Source organism: Methylobacterium sp. J-070 (assembly GCF_022829385.1).
In the GTDB taxonomy this organism is placed as follows: domain Bacteria; phylum Pseudomonadota; class Alphaproteobacteria; order Rhizobiales; family Beijerinckiaceae; genus Methylobacterium.
The window spans coordinates 16,053-32,505 of the sequence record NZ_JAKSXX010000130.1 but is presented as its reverse complement, the minus strand read 5'-3'; the positions used below and the strand labels follow the sequence as shown (position 1 = coordinate 32,505).

The window sequence follows — 16,453 nt, the reverse complement described above, 5'->3', positions numbered from 1 at the left end:
CCCCATGCCCGGCAAGCCCAACCCCGTCGCCCGCCTGTTCTGGACGGCCGTGATCGGCAGCCCGTTCGGCCTCTGGTACGGTCCGCCCGCCCTGGCGGCGACCGGGCTCGCCCTCGCCGTGGTGATCCTGCGCCACCTCGGGCGCCCGCGCCGCTTCCGGGCGCGAGTGCGCCGGATCGCGCGGGCGCATGGCGAGACGCTGGCGCTGCGTCGGCGTCAGGAGAGCTTCCGCGACGCCTACGGCAACTGGATCGAGGACGGCTGGCTGCGCGAGCGGGACTATTTCCTCGACCGCACGGTCCTGCCCCAGATCGGCCCCCGCTATGCCGATCTCGCCCTGGCGGAGCGCGCGCGGATGCTGGCGATCGTCGAGGCCGAGGCGGAAGCCGTCCCGCTGCCCGAGGCGGAGGATGCGCCGGAGGACGGCCTCGACTACGAGCGCTTCTGCGCCGCGCGCCTCGTCCAGGCCGGCTGGCGGGCCCACAGGACGCCGGCCAGCGGCGATCAGGGCGCCGACATCGTGGCGGTGCGCGACGGCCTGCGCCTCGTGGTCCAGTGCAAGCGGTTGAGCAAGCCCGTCGGCAACGCCGCCGTGCAGGAGGCGGCCGCCGCCCAGCGCTACTGGTCGGGCGACCGGGCCGCGGTGGTGTCGAATGCCGGCTTCACGCCCGCCGCACGCCGGCTCGCGGCGGCGACCGGCGTGCTCCTCCTCCATCACGACGCCCTGGACGCGATCGACCTCGCGGCGGCGTGAGGGGGTTCAGGCCAGGGGGCCCGGGATCGCGAGTTCCGCCTCGCTGAGCAGGCGCGCCTCGTGCCGGCGCACGAACAGCCACAGGGCCAGGCCGCCGAACACCACCAGCGCCAGCAGCGTCAGCCCGACCGGGCCGACGATGTGCTCGATCGACCGGCCGCAGTAATACGAGCCGATGCCCATGCTGGCGGCCCAGATGATGCCGCCGAGCGCATTGAAGGCGAAGAAGCGGCGCACGTCCAGGCGGTTGACCCCGGCGAGCAGGGCCGCGTAGGCGCGCAGCATCGCGGTGAACCGGCCGAAGAACACGATCTTCCCGCCATGCCGGCGGAACAGGTACTGGCCGAGCTTGAGCCGCCCGTGGTCGAGGGCGATGATGTGGCCGTAGCGCAGGAGCAGGTGCATGCCCCAGCGCCGCCCGGCCCAGTAGCCGACATTGTCGCCCAGGATGGCGGCGGCGGCGGCCGCCGCGATCACGAGGCCGATGTTCAGGTTGCCGGTGCTGCCGGCATAGACGGCGGCCGAGATCAGCACCGTCTCGCCCGGGCACGGCACCCCGGCGCTCTCCAGGGTGATGATCACGAAGATGGCGATGTAGCCGTAATTCGCGATCAGGTCGGCGATGGGCAGGTCGTGCAGGAAGGCCATGCGGTCCTCGGGGCCGGTCTTCGGGCGAAACGCGGCGACAGAAGCCGGCGGAACATGGCCTTTAGAGGGCCGACCCGCGGCGGCGGATCCGTGCCCGATCGCGGTGCGACCGGGGGCGGATCTCAAGCATCGTTAGGGCGCGCTGGCGACCGGATCAGAGGACCTTCAGCAGGGCCTCGGCCCCCGAGGCCTCCGCCTTCGAGGGGGTCTCCTCGACGTTGAGGATCCGCACCACCCCGTCCTCGACCAGCATCGAGTAGCGCTTCGACCGGATGCCGAGCCCGAAGCCGGTGCCGTCCATCTCCAGGCCGACGGCCTTGGCGAAGTCGGCGTTGCCGTCCGCCAGGAACTCCAGCCCCTCGGCGCCGCTCGCCTTCGACCACGCGTCGAGGACGAACACGTCGTTGACGCTGGTCACCGCGATGGCGTCGACGCCGCGCCCGAGGATCTCGTCCTTGTGGGTGACGAAGCCCGGAAGGTGGTTGCGGTGGCAGCTCGGGGTGAAGGCGCCGGGCACGCCGATCAGCACCACGCGCCGCCCCTTGAACACGTCGTCGGTGGTGCGGGCGATCGGGCCCTCCGGGCCGATCACCCGGAAGGTGGCCTGGGGCAGGTGGTCGCCGACCTGGATCATTGCGTGTCCCTCGTTGCCGCGTGCCGGGATCGCCCGCGGGAGAAGCGCGCCTGACCTAGCGTGGCGGATGGGGCCTGTCGAGCAACCGGCCGTTCGACGATCCCGCAGTCACGGTCGGCCGACGACCCGCGCCACAGCCGACTTCGGCCGGGCCCCGTCACGCGTGGCGATCACCGGCTCTGGGTTCGTCTCCCGGGCCCGCGCCGGTCCTGTCCTCGGCCGCCTGAATCGTGACGCGCACAAGCTTGAGCGGCGCTTGCCGCGTCCCTTTTGCCCGCTGGACAACCGGAGGACGGGGCGTAGCATAGTGCCATGGCGCTTCCTCCGCATCGCAAACCGGATTCCTCCCCTCCGGCACCCGCCGGAAAAGGGGTTGCGCCGCAGCGGACATCCCTCTCCGGACCGGACTACCTCGACGGGCAGTTCCTCGTGGCCATGCCCGGGATGGCCGACGAGCGCTTCGCCCGCTCGCTGATCTACGTCTGCGCCCACTCCGCCGACGGCGCGATGGGCATCATCGTGAACAAGGCGGCCACCGACATCAGCATGCCGGACCTCCTGGTCCAGCTCGACGTGGCGCCCGAGGCGGACGCGATTCGCCTGCGCGAGCGGGTCGGCCACATGCCGGTCCTGATGGGCGGGCCCGTCGAGGGGCGGCGGGGCTTCGTGCTCCACACCGACGATTTTCACATCCAGCAATCGACGCTGATCATCGACGACGGCATCTGCCTGACCGCGACCGTGGAGATCCTCCGCGCCATCGCCAGCGGCGAAGGGCCGGCGAGCGCCGTGCTGGCGCTGGGCTATGCCGGCTGGCAGGCGGGCCAGCTCGAGAGCGAGATCATGGCCAACGGCTGGCTCAACTGTCCCGCCGACCCGGCGCTGATCTTCAACGCCGACCTCGACGCCAAGTACGAGCTGGTCCTGCGCGCCAACGGCATCGACCCCGCCATGCTGTCGATGACCGCCGGCCGGGCCTGAGGGTTCGGCCGCAGCCTCACTCCGGAAGGGCGTCGCCCCCGCCCGCCGCATCCGGGTTCATGCCCTCGACGGCGGGTTTCGGCCGCGGCCGGCGCGGGGCGACCGCGGCGGTGGGCACCGTCGTGTTGGCGCCGAGACGGGTCGCCAGGGCGAGCGCCCGGTTCTCGGTGACCCGGAGATGGCAGAACCCGTGCGTGCCTTCGCGCGCATAGGTCCGGCAGAGCTGCTCCCGGTCCGCCGAGAAGGCCGCCTGCTCGCTCACGATCGGCCGCACGTCCTCGCGCCGGGCGCGCTGGGTCATGAGCTTGTAATTGTCCCGCACCGCCTTGTCGGCGACGCCGCGGGCCGCGTCGAACTCGCCGGCCCGCGGGATCAGGGTGGCGGCGGCCGGTCCCCAGAGGCCCGCAGGGGTGGTGGCGCAATCCGCGGCGGAGAACGTGCAGACCGGACCGGAGCCGAGCGTCGAGACCAGGACCCCGCCCTCGGCCACATCGAACCGCAGCGGGCATTCCGCCCCCGCCGCCTCGAAGCGCGGCACGCCCTCGGGCTTGCCTTCGGTGCTCAGGGTGATCGGGTTGCCCCCGGCGAGCGGCACCGTGCAGGACTCGGCCGGCTGCGAGATCTTGGTGCCGGGCAGCTTGACCCGCGCCGTGACGGCGGTGCCGGACCGCTCCAGCTTCAGGCTGCCGGACAGGCCGTTCAACTGGAGGTCTTGCCCGAGGACGCCCTCCTCCGAGGGGGTCTTGAGCACCACCGGGCGGGCGGGCTGCGGCGCGGGGCGCGACGCCTCGGGCGGCGCCGGCTGGCCCGGTTCGCCGGGCGCCCCCGGGGCGGTCGGCGGCGGCGCCGCTTCGGGCACGCCGCGGGGCGGCACCGGGGGCCGCTCGGGCTTGATGCCGAACAGGCGCTCGAAGAAGTTCTGCGCGCGGGCCGGAGGCGCCGCGAGCATCGCGGGAGCCGCGACGGCGATCGCCAGAACGGGGAGCAGGAGACTGCGGGTCGGGCGCATCAGGCTCTACGACGGGAAGACGAAGTGGCGGGGCCGCGCGCAACCCCTTGTCGAACCGTTAACACGCCGTCGATGGCGCGGACGTGGCAGCGAAGCAACAAAATGCAGCCACGCCATCGGGCGCGGCGAGGCCCGGAGGCGGGATTATGCCGGACCCAGAGGCGGATAGCGCGACGGCGCCCCGCGGATCCGGCGGACAGGCTTCGCCTTGCGGGCCCGGAACGGGCTTCTTATATCGCCCTCGACGCGGGATTGCGCGCTGGGTTTCAGCCGTTCACGGCCCTTGATCCGGCCCGGGTCCCATACTCACATCACCCCCGACACCGCCATGGGCCGAGCTGCTTCGGGGCTCGGCGGTCTGCTTGAACGCGACGAAAAGAGGGATCCCACCATGGGTAAAGTTATCGGCATCGACCTGGGCACGACCAATTCCTGCGTGGCCGTGATGGAAGGCACGCAGCCCAAGGTCATCGAGAATTCGGAAGGCGCCCGCACCACGCCGTCCATCGTCGCCTTCACGGACGACGGCGAGCGGCTCGTCGGCCAGCCGGCCAAGCGCCAGGCGGTCACGAACCCCGAGCGCACGTTCTTCGCCATCAAGCGTCTCGTGGGCCGGACCTACGACGACCCGATGACCCAGAAGGACAAGGGTCTCGTCCCCTACAAGATCGTCCGCGGCGACAACGGCGACGCCTGGGTCGAGGCCGACGGCAAGAAGTATTCGCCCTCGCAGATCTCCGCCTTCACGCTGCAGAAGATGAAGGAGACCGCGGAGTCGCATCTCGGCCAGCCGGTCACGCAGGCGGTCATCACGGTCCCGGCCTACTTCAACGACGCCCAGCGCCAGGCCACCAAGGACGCCGGCAAGATCGCCGGGCTCGAGGTGCTGCGTATCATCAACGAGCCGACGGCGGCGGCGCTGGCCTACGGCCTCGACAAGAAGAAGGCCGGCACGATCGCGGTCTACGACCTCGGCGGCGGCACCTTCGACGTCTCGATCCTCGAGATCGGCGACGGCGTGTTCGAGGTGAAGTCGACGAACGGCGACACCTTCCTGGGCGGCGAGGACTTCGACAACCGGATCGTCGAATACCTGACGGCCGAGTTCAAGAAGGAGCAGGGCATCGACCTGACCAAGGACAAGCTCGCCCTCCAGCGCCTCAAGGAGGCCGCCGAGAAGGCCAAGATCGAGCTGTCCTCGGCCACCCAGACCGAGATCAACCTGCCCTACATCACCGCCGACCAGACCGGCCCGAAGCACCTCGCGCTGAAGCTCAGCCGGGCGAAGTTCGAGTCGCTGGTGGACGACCTGGTGCAGCGGACCATCGAGCCGTGCCGCAAGGCGCTCAAGGATGCCGGTGTCTCGGCCTCCGAGATCGACGAGGTGGTGCTGGTCGGCGGCATGATCCGCATGCCGAAGATCCAGGAGGTGGTGAAGTCCTTCTTCGGGAAGGAGCCCCACAAGGGCGTCAACCCGGATGAGGTCGTGGCCATCGGCGCCGCGGTGCAGGCCGGCGTGCTCCAGGGCGACGTCAAGGACGTGCTGCTCCTCGACGTGACCCCGCTGTCGCTGGGCATCGAGACCCTGGGCGGCGTGTTCACCCGGCTCATCGACCGCAACACCACGATCCCGACCAAGAAGTCCCAGACCTTCTCCACCGCCGAGGACAACCAGAACGCGGTGACGATCCGGGTCTTCCAGGGCGAGCGCGAGATGGCGGCCGACAACAAGCTGCTCGGCCAGTTCGACCTCGTCGGCATCCCGCCGGCGCCCCGCGGCATGCCGCAGATCGAGGTGACCTTCGACATCGACGCCAACGGCATCGTCAACGTGACCGCCAAGGACAAGGCGACCAACAAGGAGCACCAGATCCGCATCCAGGCCTCGGGCGGCCTCTCGGACGCGGATATCGAGCGCATGGTCAAGGACGCCGAGGCCAACGCCGAGGCGGACAAGAAGCGGCGCGAGCTCGTCGAGGTGAAGAACCAGGGTGAGAGCCTGATCCACGCCACCGAGAAGTCCGTGGCCGAGTACGGCGACAAGGTCCCGGCCGCCGACAAGGGCGCGATCGAGACCGCGATGACCGCGCTCAAGACCGCGCTGGAGGGCGAGGACGTCGAGGCCATCAAGGCCCGCACCACGGACCTGATGCAGGCCTCGATGAAGCTCGGCGAGGCGATGTACGCCGCCAACCAGGCGGCGGGCCCCGAGGCCGGTGCCGAGGCGGCCGCCGAGAAGAAGGACGACGTCATCGACGCCGACTTCCAGGAGGTCGACGAGAAGGACCAGAAGAAGCGCGCCTGAGGCGCGTTTCTGATACGACCGCGCAGGGCCGGAGCGATCCGGCCCTGCCTTTGCGTGGGCGGCTTGGCGCGCGCCTCCGTCAGTCCGGGGTGCCGCAGGCGAGGCCGGACTCCAGAAACTCCGACGGCGCACGCCTCGATCTGTCGGCGGTTCTGGAGTCCGGTCTCCGCTTCGCGGCCCCGGACTGGCGACTCGATGGTAGAAGCGTCGCGATCCGGATTGCGGGCCGACGGGAAGGCACCTGAGGGCGGGGATGTCGAAGCGGGACTATTACGAGATCCTGGGGGTCACCAAGACCGCCACGGAAAGCGAGATGAAGGTCGCCTTCCGCAAGCTCGCGATGACCTATCATCCCGACCGCAATCCCGGCGACAAGGACGCCGAGATCAAGTTCAAGGAAATCAACGAGGCCTATCAGTGCCTCTCCGACGGCCAGAAGCGCGCCGCCTACGACCGGTTCGGCCACGCGGCCTTCAGCCAGGGCGGGGGCGGCCCCGGATTCGGCAACGAGTTCGGCGACTTCATGTCGGACATCTTCGACAATTTCTTCGGTGACGGCCGCGGCGGCGGCGGCGCGGCGCGCGGACGGGGCGGCGCGCCGGCGCGCGAGCGCGGATCCGACCTACGATACAACTTGGAGATCACGCTGGAGGAGGCCTTCGTCGGCAAGGCCGAGACCATCAAGATCCCGACCTCGGTGACCTGCGAGGCCTGCGACGGTTCCGGCGCCAAGCCCGGTTCCAAGCCGCGCACCTGCCAGACCTGCGCGGGCTACGGCCGGGTCCGGGCGGCGCAGGGCTTCTTCGCCATCGAGCGCACCTGCCCGAACTGTCACGGCCGCGGCGAGATCGTCGACGACCCCTGCACGGCCTGCCAGGGCGCGGGCCGGGTCAACCGCGAGCGCACCCTCTCGATCAACGTGCCGGCCGGCGTCGACGACGGCCTGCGCATCCGGCTCGCCGGCGAGGGCGAGAGCGGGCTGCGCGGCGGCCCGGCGGGGGACCTCTACGTCTTCCTGTCGATCAAGCAGCACGAGTTCTTCCAGCGCGACGGCGCCGACCTGTTCTGCCGGGTGCCGATCTCGATGGTCACCGCCGCCCTGTCGGGCGAGATCACCGTGCCGGTGATCGACGGCTCGCAGACGCAGGTGCGGATTCCCGCCGGGACGCAGACCGCCAAGCAGTTCCGCATCAAGGGCAAGGGCATGCCGGTGCTGCGCGCGCGGGAGGTCGGCGACCTCTACATCCAGGTCTTCGTCGAGACTCCGCAGAACCTGACCAAGCGCCAGCGCGAGCTGCTTCAGGAGTTCGATCAGTCGGCCTCCCCGGAGAACCATCCGGAATCGGCGGGCTTCTTCTCGAAGGTGCGGGACTTCTTCGGGGGCGCCGTCCGTCCGTGAGGCCGGATCCGAAACCCCGGCGGCCCGTTATGCATGCGGCCGGCGTGGCTTGCGTACCCTAGTCGCTGACTCGGCTTGACTGTAAGACAGCGTCCTCTCTAGCCTTTCATTCTCATCCGGCCTCGAGGAATCCAGGACTTGCCGCCGCTCCGCCGTCCCAACGCGAAGGCCCCTGCCGTCAGGAGCGCGATTTTCGGGCCGCGGCGCGACCCCCTGGAGGACGAGGCCCGCTTCCTGCGCTCCTGGTTCGAGCGGCCCCTGGTCACGGGGGCGGTGACGCCGTCGGGCAAGATGCTCGCCCGCACCATGGCGTCCTACGTGGACCCGCGGCTGGAGGGACCGGTGGTCGAGCTCGGACCCGGCACCGGCCCGGTGACCGAGGCGCTGATCCGGCGCGGCATCGCGCCGGAGCGGCTGATCCTGGTCGAGTTCAACCCCGATTTCTGCCGCCTCCTGACCCATCGCTTCCCGGGCGTGACCGTGATCCGCGGCGACGCCTACGACATGCGCAGCACCCTCCGCAGCGTGCTGACGCAGCCGGCCGCCGCGACGATCTCCAGCCTGCCGCTGTTCACCAAGCCCCTGGAGCTGCGCCTGGACCTGCTCAACGCCGCCCACGACCTGATGCGGCCGGGCGCGCCCTTCGTGCAGTTCACCTACGCGGTGGTGCCGCCGATCCCGGCCCGGTGCGAGGCCGGCAGCTACACCGCCGACCGCTCGAACCGGGTCTGGCTGAATCTGCCGCCGGCCCGGGTCTGGGTCTATCGCCGGCCCTGACCTGAACACGTCCTGAGCGACGAAGTCACGTTTGCGTCAACTTACAACGGTCAACCTGGGACCTTGCCGGACGCGGCTCCGCGGCCGGCTCGGACCAGGAGGACGCCGATGTTCACCAAGACCGCACGCTCCCGCACGATGGCCGCCCTGGCCTGCGCGGGCCTCGCCTTCGGAGGTCTCGCCTTTGCGGCACCCGCCATGGCGGCCCCCCTCGGCCTGGATGCCGGCCTGCGGCAGGAGACCGGCGACGTGGTCACCGTCCAGTACGGCTACGGCCATCGCCACGGCGGCTGGGGCCACCACGGCTTCGGCCCGCGCCCTCATCACCATGGCTGGGGCCGCGGACACCATGAGGGCTGGGGGCGCGGCCATCATCACGGCTGGGGCCACCGCGGGTTCGGCCATCACGGCGGCTGGGGCCACCGGCACGGCCACGGCCGCTGGTAGGCCGACGGGGGCGGCCGGAGCCGGCCCTATCCGGCTCCGACCCGCTCCAGGACCGGCGCCCGCGACTCGGGCGCCGCGCCCATCCGATAGGCGGCGCGCAGGGCGGCCTCCGCCCGGTCGGCGGCGGCCTCGTCGGCCGCGTGGACGATCCCCAGCAGCCCGTCGCATGCCCCCGGGCCGGCCAGCTGCGTAAAGCCGACCCGCGGGTCGATGACATCCTCGGGCCGGGTGCGGCCGCCGCCGAGTTCGATGACCGCCAGCCCGATCTCCCGGGTGGCGATGCCGGCGACCGTCCCGGTCTGACGGACCGGCCGCCGCACCGGGGCGGCGGGCAGGTGTCGTTCGGGTTCGTCCAGGAGATCGGCGGGTCCGCCGAGCGTCGCGACCATCTGGGCGAAGGCCTCCGCGGCGCGTCCCGAGGCCAGGACCGCCTCCAGCCGCTCCACGGCGCCGGCGGCGTGGCGCGCCAAGCCCCCGGCCACCAGCATCTCGGCGCCCAGCGCCAGGGTGACCGCATGGAAGCGCGGCTCCCGAGTCACACCCTTGAGATAGTCGATCGCGTAGGCGACCTCGACGGCGTTGCCGGCGGCACTGGCCAGCGGTGCGTCCATGTCGGTGATCAGCGCGGCGGTGCGCAGGCCCGCCCCCTCCGCCACCGTGACGATGCTCTCGGCGAGGGCCTGCGCCTCCGGCAGGGTCGCCATGAAGGCGCCGGAGCCATGCTTGACGTCCATCACCAGCCCGTCGAGCCCGGCGGCGAGCTTCTTGGACAGGATCGAGGCGGTGATCAGGTCGAGGGATTCCACCGTGCCGGTCACGTCCCGGATCGCGTAGAGGCGCCGGTCGGCGGGGGCGAGCTCCGCGGTCTGGCCGATGATGGCGCAGCCGACGTGCCGGACGGTCCTGCGGAACGCATCGAGCCCCGGCATCGCGTCGTAGCCCGGGATGCTGCCGAGCTTGTCCAGGGTGCCGCCGGTATGGCCGAGGCCGCGGCCCGAGATCATCGGCACGTAGCCGCCGCAGGCCGCCACCATCGGGGCGAGCGCCAGGCTGACCGTGTCGCCGATGCCCCCCGTGGAGTGCTTGTCCAGCACCGGGCCGGGGAGGTCCCAGGTCAGCACGCGGCCGGATTCCGCCATCGCCCGGGTCAGCGCCACCCGCTCGGGCAGGGCGAGCCCGCGGAAGAACACCGCCATGGCGAAGGCCGCCGCGTGCCCCTCCCCCACGGTGCCGTCGGTCAGCCCCGCCACGAAGGCGCGGATCTCCTCCGGGGCGAGGGGCAGGCCGTCGCGCTTGGTCCGGATCGTCTCCTGGGGCAGCCGCATCGTCAGAACTCCCGCGCCTGCATCAGGGCGCCGAACAGGCTGCTGGCCCCGAGCCTGAAGGTCTTCGGGCCCACCCAGCCCGCCCCCATGATCCGGTCGGCCAGGTCCAGGTAGGTCCCGGCATCGGCGACGCTGCGCACCCCCCCGGAGATCTTGAGGCCGGCGGGGCGTCGGCAGGCGCGGATCTCGGCCAGCATCGCCTCGGCGGCCTCCGGCGTCGCCGAGACCGGGCTCTTGCCCGTGGACGTCTTGAGGAAGTCGGCGCCCGCCTCCAGGGCGAGCCGGCCGGCCTCCCGGATCCTGGCGGGGTCGGCGAGTTCGCCCGTCTCCAGGATCACCTTGAGGATCGCGGCCCCGCAGGTGTCGCGCACGGCCTCGACCATGTCGCGCGCGGTGGCGGCGTCGCCCCGCAGCAGGGCGCGATAGGGCAGGACGAGGTCGATCTCGTCCGCCCCGTCGCGCAGGGCCTCGGCGGTATCGTCGGTGGCGCGGGCGCAATCCTCGCCACCGTCCGGGAAGTTGATCACCGTGGCGATCCGGATGCCGGTGCCCCGCAGCGCCCGCGCGCCCTGCGTGACGAAGCGCGGCCAGACGCAGATCGCCGCGACGCCGCCGCTCCTGGCATCCCGGCAGAGGGCGTCGATCTTGGTCTCGGTGCAGGTCTCGCCGAGATCGGTGAGGTCGAGGAGCGGGAGCGCCCGACGGGCGACGGCACCGGCTTCGGGATCAGTCATCGGGGCCCTCCTGCTCGGGCAGGCCGGCCAGGAAGGCCTCGACCAAGCGGCCGAGATCCGCCGCGGCCCGGGCCGCCACCGCCTTGGTTTCCGCGTGATGGGGCGCGCCGCCCGCGATCCCGGCCGCGTGGTTGGTCACCACGGAGAGCGCCGCCACCGGCAGGCCGAGGAAGCGGGCGAGGATGACCTCGGGCACGGTGGACATGCCCACGAGGTCGGCGCCCAGGATTCCGGCCATCCGGACCTCCGCGGGCGTCTCGAAGCTCGGGCCGGAGAACCACGCGTAGACGCCCTCCCCGAGCGGCACGCCACAGGCGCCGGCGGCGGTCCGGAGCCGCGCCCGCAGGGCCGGATCGTAGGCCCCGGTCATCGGCACGAAGCGCGCGTCGCTGGCCTCGCCGATCAGCGGATTCAGGCCCGACAGGTTGATGTGGTCGGCCAGCAGCACGAGGCTGCCGGGACCCGCTTCGGGCCGCAGCGAGCCGGAGGCGTTGGTGAGCAGCAGGCGCCGCGCCCCGAGGTCCCGGGCGCAGGTGAGCGGCACCCGCATCGCCGCGGGATCGCCCCGCTCGTAGGCGTGGGCCCGGCCCTCGAAGACCAGGACGGGCCGGCCGGCGAGGCGGCCCCGGTGCAGCCGGCCGCCATGGCCGCTGACGCCCGGACCCGGGAATCCCGGGATCGCCGCGTAGTCGAGGGAGACCGGATCGGCGAGGGCGGCGGCGATCCCCCCGAGGCCGGTGCCGGTGACGAGGGCGCAGGCGTAAGGGCCCGCGAAGCCGGCGGCGCGCAGCGCGTCGAGGGCGGCCGCCTCACTCACCGAGCGTCTCCGGGCCGAAGGATTCCGGCAGCAGCTCGGCCAGCGTGAACGTCCTGGCGGGGCCGTCCGGCCCGGCGGCGTGGATCGGCGTGTCCGGCCCGGCGAATTCCCGGATGCGCTGGCGGCAGGCGCCGCAGGGCGTCACAAGGCCGGCGCCGTCGCCGCAGACCAGGACCGCGGTGATCCGCCGCCCGCCGGCCGCGATCATCGCGGCGATCGCCCCGGCCTCCGCGCAGGTGCCTACCGGGTAGGCGGCGTTCTCGACGTTGCAGCCGGCATGGAGCGCGCCGCGCTCGTCGCGGAGGGCGGCGCCGACCCGGAAGCGGGAATACGGCGCGTGCGCCCGTTCGCGGACCGCCCGGGCGGCCTCGAACAGGGCGGTGAGCCCGTCATCTGCCTGTCCCGAATCCGCGGCCTGCATGGCCGATCATTGGCACCCGCCGGGCCACCCTGTCGAGGGCCGTCGCGGGTTCGACGACCCGGCGCCGGGGGTTATCGGGCGGCGCGCGAAAGGCCGTCAGCGCAGCGCGGAACCGGCGCCGAGGAGCGTCGCCGCCTGACGCAGGGCGTCGTCGTCGGCGGGACCGCTCAGCGCGTAGGCGGTGTCGCCCGCGTTCCAGGACAGGACGTCGCCGTCCTCCGACCCGCTCAGCGTCGCCGGGCCGCCGCGGATGCCGCGGGTCGCGAACAGCGACGCCTCGCCGAACCGTCCGGCGTCCAGGGCGATCTCGATGCCGGTGCCGTGCCGGGCGGGGAAGATCTGGATGTCCCGCACCCGCCAGCCCTCCGGGAGCGCCGGCAGGTCGATGCCGGTCACGGCCTGGAGCCGGGCCCGGTCGTAGACGGGGTCGCCCTGGGCCACGATGGACTTGCGCAGCTGCGCCACGGCGCGGGCCTGGCGGGCGTCGGCGATGAGGGCCGGATCGGGTGTCGCCGCCAGGGTGTCGGGAACGCCGAAGCGGCCGATCTCGTCGTGGGCGAGCCAGCCCGCCCCCACGAGCACCGCGATGGCGGCGGCCCGTTTGAGCCGCGAGGCGACCCGGCGCCAGCGCAGGTTCCGGTCGAAGCGGCGCGCCAGCACGACGTTGCGGTCGGGCCCGGGACCCGGGACCCGGTCGAAGCAGGCCCGCAGGGCATCGCGGTCGTGCATCTCGGCCATCACCCGGGCCGCAGCCTCGGGGTTGTTCGCCAGATGGGCCTCGACGTCGAGGCGGCGCATCGGCTCGATCTGCCCGTCGACGAAGGCGATGAGATCGGCGTCCGTGATCGGATCCATCATGGTGAATTCCTCGAATCCAGCGCGCCGTGGAGGCGATCCGCCGGCTCCCCTCGTCATGCCCTGCCGGCGCCGTCCGGCGCCGGTCCGTCCTCAGGCCTCGCCGGCAGCGCGGCGGAGCGGCCAGCCGCGCCGGCTCGGCGGCGCATCGGACACGACGAGCCTCAACGCGGTGGGCGGCCCGCGCCGGGTCTCGGGTGGCCTGCCGCCGGGCTCGGCGTGCCCCGTCGGCCGGTCCGCCCGCCCGCCCTCCTCGAACGCCCGCAGCGCCGCCCGGCCGCGGCCGAGGCGGGACATCAGCGTGCCGATCGGGATGCCGAGTACGGCGGCGGCGTCCGCGTAGGCCATGCCTTCGAGGGTGACGAGGTGGAGCGCGGCCCGCTGCTCCTCGGGCAGGGTGAGGAAGGCTTGCCGGATCTGGGCGAGGCGCACCTGGCCCTCCTGGGCGGGCGGCGCCGTGTCGTCGGCCATCCGCACCAGCGTGTCGGCGTGGCGCGCCTCGACCTGACGGCGGCGCTGCTCGTCGATGAAGGCGTTGTGCAGCACCGTCATCATCCAGGTGCGCAGGTTGGTGTTCGGGCGCAGCGTGTGCTGCATCTCGAGCGCCCGCACCAGGGTGTCGTGCACGAGGTCGTCCGCCCGCAGCGCGTCACGGGTGAGCGACCGCGCGTAGCGCCGCAGGGGCACCAGGAGGTCGACGATGTCGGCGCGCTTCTGCTTGTCCGAGGTCATAGGGTGTCAACGCGGGCGCGCCGTCGTTTAATCCCGCGTCGGGGCCCGGCGTCGTTCAGACCGCCTCGAGGGCGGCGGCGATGCCCGAGATCATCCGCGGATCCGTGGGCTCGACCTGCGTGGCGAAGGCCGCCGCCAGGGTCCCGTCGCGGGCGATCAGATACTTGTGGAAATTCCAGCGCGGCGTCTCGCCGGGACGCTCCGCCGCGGCCCAGCGGTAGAACGGGTGGGCGCCCGGCATCTTCACCCGGGTCTTGGCGGTGAGCGGGAAGGTGACGCCGTGGTTCTTCCGGGCGGCCTCCGCGATGGCCGGCCCGTCCAGCGGCTCCTGGTTGCCGAAATCGGGCGAGGGCACGCCGATCACCGCGAGGCCCCGGTCGCCGAACCGGGTCCAGAGCGTCTGGAGCCCGGCGAGCTGCCCGGCATAGCCGCAGGCGGTGGCGGTGTTGACCACCAGGATGGGCTTGCCCGCGTGGGCGGCGAGCGGCATCGGCGCGCCCTCCGGCGTCTCGAAGGCGAAATCGGTGGCGCGCGGGGTCTCGGCGGCGCGGGCACCGCCGGCGAGGCCGGCGCCGATCAGGATCAGGGCCTCGCGGCGCAGAATCGTCATGGCGGCAGCCTCCCTCGTGCCGGTGTCCGTCGCGCCCACTGTCGCGGCGGGGCGCCGACCCCACAACGCGCGATGCCGTCCCGCGTTTCGCCCGCCGGGACGGCGGTTTCGTCGCAGGCGCGGGGGCCGCCCGGCGCTCCGGAAGACCGTTCAGGCCGCCCGGACCGTGCCGAGGAAGCGGTGCACCTCCGCGTCGAGCCGCTGCGCCTGCTCCGAGAGGTCGGAGGCCGAGCCGAGTACCTGCGCGGCGGCCTCCCCCGCCCCCTTGGCAGCGTGGGCGACGTCCGCGATGGTTTGGGTCACCGCGCCGGTGCCGATCGCCGCCTGTCCGACGTTCCGGACGATCTCCTGGGTGGCCGATCCCTGCTGCTCGATCGCGACGGCGATCCCGCCGGCCGCTCCGCTGATCTCGTTGATGCGCGCGACGACCACGGTGATGGCCTCGGAGGCGTCCCCGGTCCAGGACCGGATCTCCGCGATCTGCCGGGCAACCTCCTCGGTGGCCTTGGCGGTCTGGCCCGCCAGTTCCTTGACCTCGGTCGCCACCACGGCGAAGCCGCGGCCGGCCTCGCCGGCCCGGGCCGCCTCGATGGTGGCGTTGAGCGCCAGCAGGTTGGTTTGGGCGGCGATGCCCGAGATGAGGCCGACGACGTCGCCGATCCGCGCCGCGCTCCCCCGCAGGCTGTCCATCAGGTCCGCGGATCTGCCGGCCTCCGCGACGGCCGCGCTGGCGACGCCGTTCGACGCCTGCACCTGACGGCCGATCTCCGCGACCGTCGCGCCGAATTCCTCGGCGGCCGCCGCCACCGTGCTGACATTCGCGGCCGCCTGCTGGGCAGCCGAGGCCACTGTGGTCGATTGGCTCGCCGTCTCAGCTGCGGCCTTGCTCATGATCGCGGCGGTGGCTTGCAGCTCCGCCGCCGCCGCGGTGACGGCGCGCACCACGCCCCCGACCGCCACCTCGAAGCTGTCGGCCATCTCGCACATCGCGGCCCTGCGCTGCGCCTCCATCGCGGCGCGCGCCTGGGCGGCCTCGCCCTCCAGGGCCTTGGTGCGCATCAAGCCATCCCGGAAGACCTGCACGGCATCCGCCATGGCGCCGACCTCGTCGCCCCGGCCCACACCGGGCACCTCGGCCAACAGGTCGTCCGCGGCGAGCCGGGCCATCGTCGTCGTTATGGCGCGGATCGGTTTGGCGATGCCGAGCTGGAGGAGAACCAGCCCGATCAAGGCGATCGCCGCCATCAGGCCGAGACCGACCAGATTGGCCAAGCGCGAGGCGGCCACAGCCGCCGCCGAGGCGGCGGCCCGTTCCTGCATCAAGGACCGCTCGGTCTGCTCGATCTCCGCCGCCTTCGCGCGGATGCCGTCCATCATCGCCTTGCCGGTGCCGGCGCTGGCGATCCGCCGGGCCTCCTCGCGGGTCGCGGCATCGCCCGCGAGCGCGATCTCGCGATCGGCCACGTCACGGCTCCAGGCTTCGGCCAGGTCCTTCAGCTCCGCGAGCCGCGCCTGCTGCCGGGGATTGTCGGCGGTCAGCCGCCGCACCGCCGCCCAGGCGTTCGCGAAGGTCTCTCGACCGGCCTTCTCGGGTTCAAGGAAGCGCGGATCCGCGGAGATCAGGTAGCCGCGCAGACCGGTCTCACGATCGATCATCGCGGCCCTCATGCGCCCGACCTCGATCAGCAGCGTCTGCGTGTGCTCGTTCCAGTCCTCAGCTTCTCGGATGCGTTCGATCTTCGTCAGCGAGATGGCGGACACCACGAGCATCACGGCCAGCATCGCGCTCACCACCAGCGCGATCTTGAGACTGATGCTCATCTTCAGCAAACGAAACGGCATGTCACGTCCCTCCAAGGCGAATCGAAGCGGATCATTCCGACTTCCGCATCAGACGACGACGCATAGATCCAGCACGTGAAGGACTTATTTATTGATTATCGATCAATTACTTTCGATATTCGAAGTATGTATAAGCCCGTCATCGCCATATCAGGCACATAAT

The 16,453-nt window shown here is 72.2% G+C and carries 17 protein-coding genes; 6 read left to right on the top strand and 11 right to left on the bottom strand.

What is annotated here, in order from left to right; genetic code table 11:
* Window positions 1–4 precede the first annotated feature (4 nt).
* Window positions 5–754, top strand: coding sequence for a restriction endonuclease (locus tag MKL01_RS12870; protein ID WP_243905614.1), 750 nt, complete (start codon window positions 5–7; stop codon window positions 752–754).
* Window positions 755–760: 6 nt separating this feature from the next.
* On the opposite strand, the gene MKL01_RS12865 is transcribed toward MKL01_RS12870, so the two are convergent.
* Together MKL01_RS12865 and MKL01_RS12860 are read right to left on the bottom strand one after the other, a co-directional pair.
* Window positions 761–1,402 carry a DedA family protein gene (locus MKL01_RS12865; protein ID WP_243905613.1) on the bottom strand — a complete coding sequence of 214 codons (642 nt, stop codon included), beginning with the start codon at window positions 1,400–1,402 and terminating at the stop codon, window positions 761–763.
* A gap of 154 nt (window positions 1,403–1,556) precedes the next feature.
* Window positions 1,557–2,036, bottom strand: a complete 480-nt coding sequence (locus tag MKL01_RS12860; RefSeq protein WP_243905612.1) for a peroxiredoxin — start codon at window positions 2,034–2,036, stop codon at window positions 1,557–1,559.
* Between the two features lie 312 nt (window positions 2,037–2,348).
* On the opposite strand from MKL01_RS12860, the gene MKL01_RS12855 reads away from it, so the two are divergent.
* Complete coding sequence (locus MKL01_RS12855; RefSeq protein WP_279604585.1) at window positions 2,349–3,017, top strand: YqgE/AlgH family protein; 669 nt, start codon at window positions 2,349–2,351, stop codon at window positions 3,015–3,017.
* A gap of 16 nt (window positions 3,018–3,033) precedes the next feature.
* On the opposite strand, the gene MKL01_RS12850 is transcribed toward MKL01_RS12855, so the two are convergent.
* A complete protein-coding gene (locus MKL01_RS12850; protein WP_243905611.1) occupies window positions 3,034–4,026 on the bottom strand; it encodes a hypothetical protein in 993 nt (330 codons plus the stop codon).
* 391 nt (window positions 4,027–4,417) lie between these two features.
* Here MKL01_RS12850 and dnaK point away from each other — a divergent pair, with 391 nt between their 5' ends.
* The 4 genes from dnaK to MKL01_RS12830 all read left to right on the top strand — a co-directional run bounded on the left by dnaK (window position 4,418) and on the right by MKL01_RS12830 (window position 8,954).
* Complete coding sequence (dnaK, locus tag MKL01_RS12845) at window positions 4,418–6,331, top strand: molecular chaperone DnaK (protein ID WP_243905610.1); 1,914 nt, start codon at window positions 4,418–4,420, stop codon at window positions 6,329–6,331.
* Between the two features lie 253 nt (window positions 6,332–6,584).
* Window positions 6,585–7,730, top strand: coding sequence for a molecular chaperone DnaJ (gene dnaJ, locus MKL01_RS12840; RefSeq protein WP_243905609.1), 1,146 nt, complete (start codon window positions 6,585–6,587; stop codon window positions 7,728–7,730).
* A gap of 138 nt (window positions 7,731–7,868) precedes the next feature.
* The gene (locus MKL01_RS12835) at window positions 7,869–8,507 is read left to right on the top strand and encodes a class I SAM-dependent methyltransferase (RefSeq protein WP_243905608.1); all 639 of its coding nucleotides are present in this window, start codon (window positions 7,869–7,871) and stop codon (window positions 8,505–8,507) included.
* Window positions 8,508–8,615: 108 nt separating this feature from the next.
* Entirely contained in the window at window positions 8,616–8,954 is a 339-nt protein-coding gene (locus MKL01_RS12830) for a hypothetical protein (protein ID WP_243905607.1), read from the top strand.
* Window positions 8,955–8,980: 26 nt separating this feature from the next.
* Here MKL01_RS12830 and deoA read toward each other — a convergent pair whose 3' ends face one another.
* The 8 genes from deoA to MKL01_RS12790 all read right to left on the bottom strand — a co-directional run bounded on the left by deoA (window position 8,981) and on the right by MKL01_RS12790 (window position 16,290).
* Window positions 8,981–10,279, bottom strand: coding sequence for a thymidine phosphorylase (gene deoA / locus MKL01_RS12825; protein WP_243905606.1), 1,299 nt, complete (start codon window positions 10,277–10,279; stop codon window positions 8,981–8,983).
* A 2-nt stretch (window positions 10,280–10,281) separates the two neighbouring features.
* Window positions 10,282–11,013, bottom strand: coding sequence for a deoxyribose-phosphate aldolase (gene deoC / locus MKL01_RS12820; RefSeq protein WP_243905605.1), 732 nt, complete (start codon window positions 11,011–11,013; stop codon window positions 10,282–10,284).
* Complete coding sequence (locus tag MKL01_RS12815) at window positions 11,006–11,830, bottom strand: purine-nucleoside phosphorylase (protein ID WP_243905604.1); 825 nt, start codon at window positions 11,828–11,830, stop codon at window positions 11,006–11,008. The genes deoC and MKL01_RS12815 overlap by 8 nt, the downstream gene beginning before the upstream one ends.
* Window positions 11,823–12,251, bottom strand: coding sequence for a cytidine deaminase (gene cdd / locus MKL01_RS12810; RefSeq protein ID WP_243905603.1), 429 nt, complete (start codon window positions 12,249–12,251; stop codon window positions 11,823–11,825). The genes MKL01_RS12815 and cdd overlap by 8 nt, the downstream gene beginning before the upstream one ends.
* Window positions 12,252–12,347: 96 nt before the next feature.
* Window positions 12,348–13,109 carry an anti-sigma factor gene (locus MKL01_RS12805; RefSeq protein ID WP_243905602.1) on the bottom strand — a complete coding sequence of 254 codons (762 nt, stop codon included), beginning with the start codon at window positions 13,107–13,109 and terminating at the stop codon, window positions 12,348–12,350.
* A gap of 90 nt (window positions 13,110–13,199) precedes the next feature.
* Entirely contained in the window at window positions 13,200–13,838 is a 639-nt protein-coding gene (locus MKL01_RS12800; RefSeq protein WP_243905601.1) for a sigma-70 family RNA polymerase sigma factor, read from the bottom strand.
* A gap of 55 nt (window positions 13,839–13,893) precedes the next feature.
* A complete protein-coding gene (locus MKL01_RS12795; RefSeq protein ID WP_243905600.1) occupies window positions 13,894–14,448 on the bottom strand; it encodes a glutathione peroxidase in 555 nt (184 codons plus the stop codon).
* Between the two features lie 150 nt (window positions 14,449–14,598).
* Window positions 14,599–16,290: a methyl-accepting chemotaxis protein gene (locus tag MKL01_RS12790; protein ID WP_243905599.1), complete on the bottom strand. Its 1,692-nt coding sequence runs from the start codon at window positions 16,288–16,290 to the stop codon at window positions 14,599–14,601.
* Window positions 16,291–16,453: the final 163 nt, after the last annotated feature.

Coding starts and splice junctions, on each gene's coding strand:
- MKL01_RS12870 (WP_243905614.1), top strand. CDS start 5: ATGCCCGGCAAGCCCAACCCCGTCGCCCGCCTGTTCTGGACGGCCGTG.
- MKL01_RS12865 (WP_243905613.1), bottom strand. CDS start 1,402: ATGGCCTTCCTGCACGACCTGCCCATCGCCGACCTGATCGCGAATTAC.
- MKL01_RS12860 (WP_243905612.1), bottom strand. CDS start 2,036: ATGATCCAGGTCGGCGACCACCTGCCCCAGGCCACCTTCCGGGTGATC.
- MKL01_RS12855 (WP_279604585.1), top strand. CDS start 2,349: ATGGCGCTTCCTCCGCATCGCAAACCGGATTCCTCCCCTCCGGCACCC.
- MKL01_RS12850 (WP_243905611.1), bottom strand. CDS start 4,026: ATGCGCCCGACCCGCAGTCTCCTGCTCCCCGTTCTGGCGATCGCCGTC.
- dnaK (WP_243905610.1), top strand. CDS start 4,418: ATGGGTAAAGTTATCGGCATCGACCTGGGCACGACCAATTCCTGCGTG.
- dnaJ (WP_243905609.1), top strand. CDS start 6,585: ATGTCGAAGCGGGACTATTACGAGATCCTGGGGGTCACCAAGACCGCC.
- MKL01_RS12830 (WP_243905607.1), top strand. CDS start 8,616: ATGTTCACCAAGACCGCACGCTCCCGCACGATGGCCGCCCTGGCCTGC.
- deoA (WP_243905606.1), bottom strand. CDS start 10,279: ATGCGGCTGCCCCAGGAGACGATCCGGACCAAGCGCGACGGCCTGCCC.
- deoC (WP_243905605.1), bottom strand. CDS start 11,013: ATGACTGATCCCGAAGCCGGTGCCGTCGCCCGTCGGGCGCTCCCGCTC.
- cdd (WP_243905603.1), bottom strand. CDS start 12,251: ATGCAGGCCGCGGATTCGGGACAGGCAGATGACGGGCTCACCGCCCTG.
- MKL01_RS12805 (WP_243905602.1), bottom strand. CDS start 13,109: ATGATGGATCCGATCACGGACGCCGATCTCATCGCCTTCGTCGACGGG.
- MKL01_RS12800 (WP_243905601.1), bottom strand. CDS start 13,838: ATGACCTCGGACAAGCAGAAGCGCGCCGACATCGTCGACCTCCTGGTG.
- MKL01_RS12795 (WP_243905600.1), bottom strand. CDS start 14,448: ATGACGATTCTGCGCCGCGAGGCCCTGATCCTGATCGGCGCCGGCCTC.
- MKL01_RS12790 (WP_243905599.1), bottom strand. CDS start 16,290: ATGCCGTTTCGTTTGCTGAAGATGAGCATCAGTCTCAAGATCGCGCTG.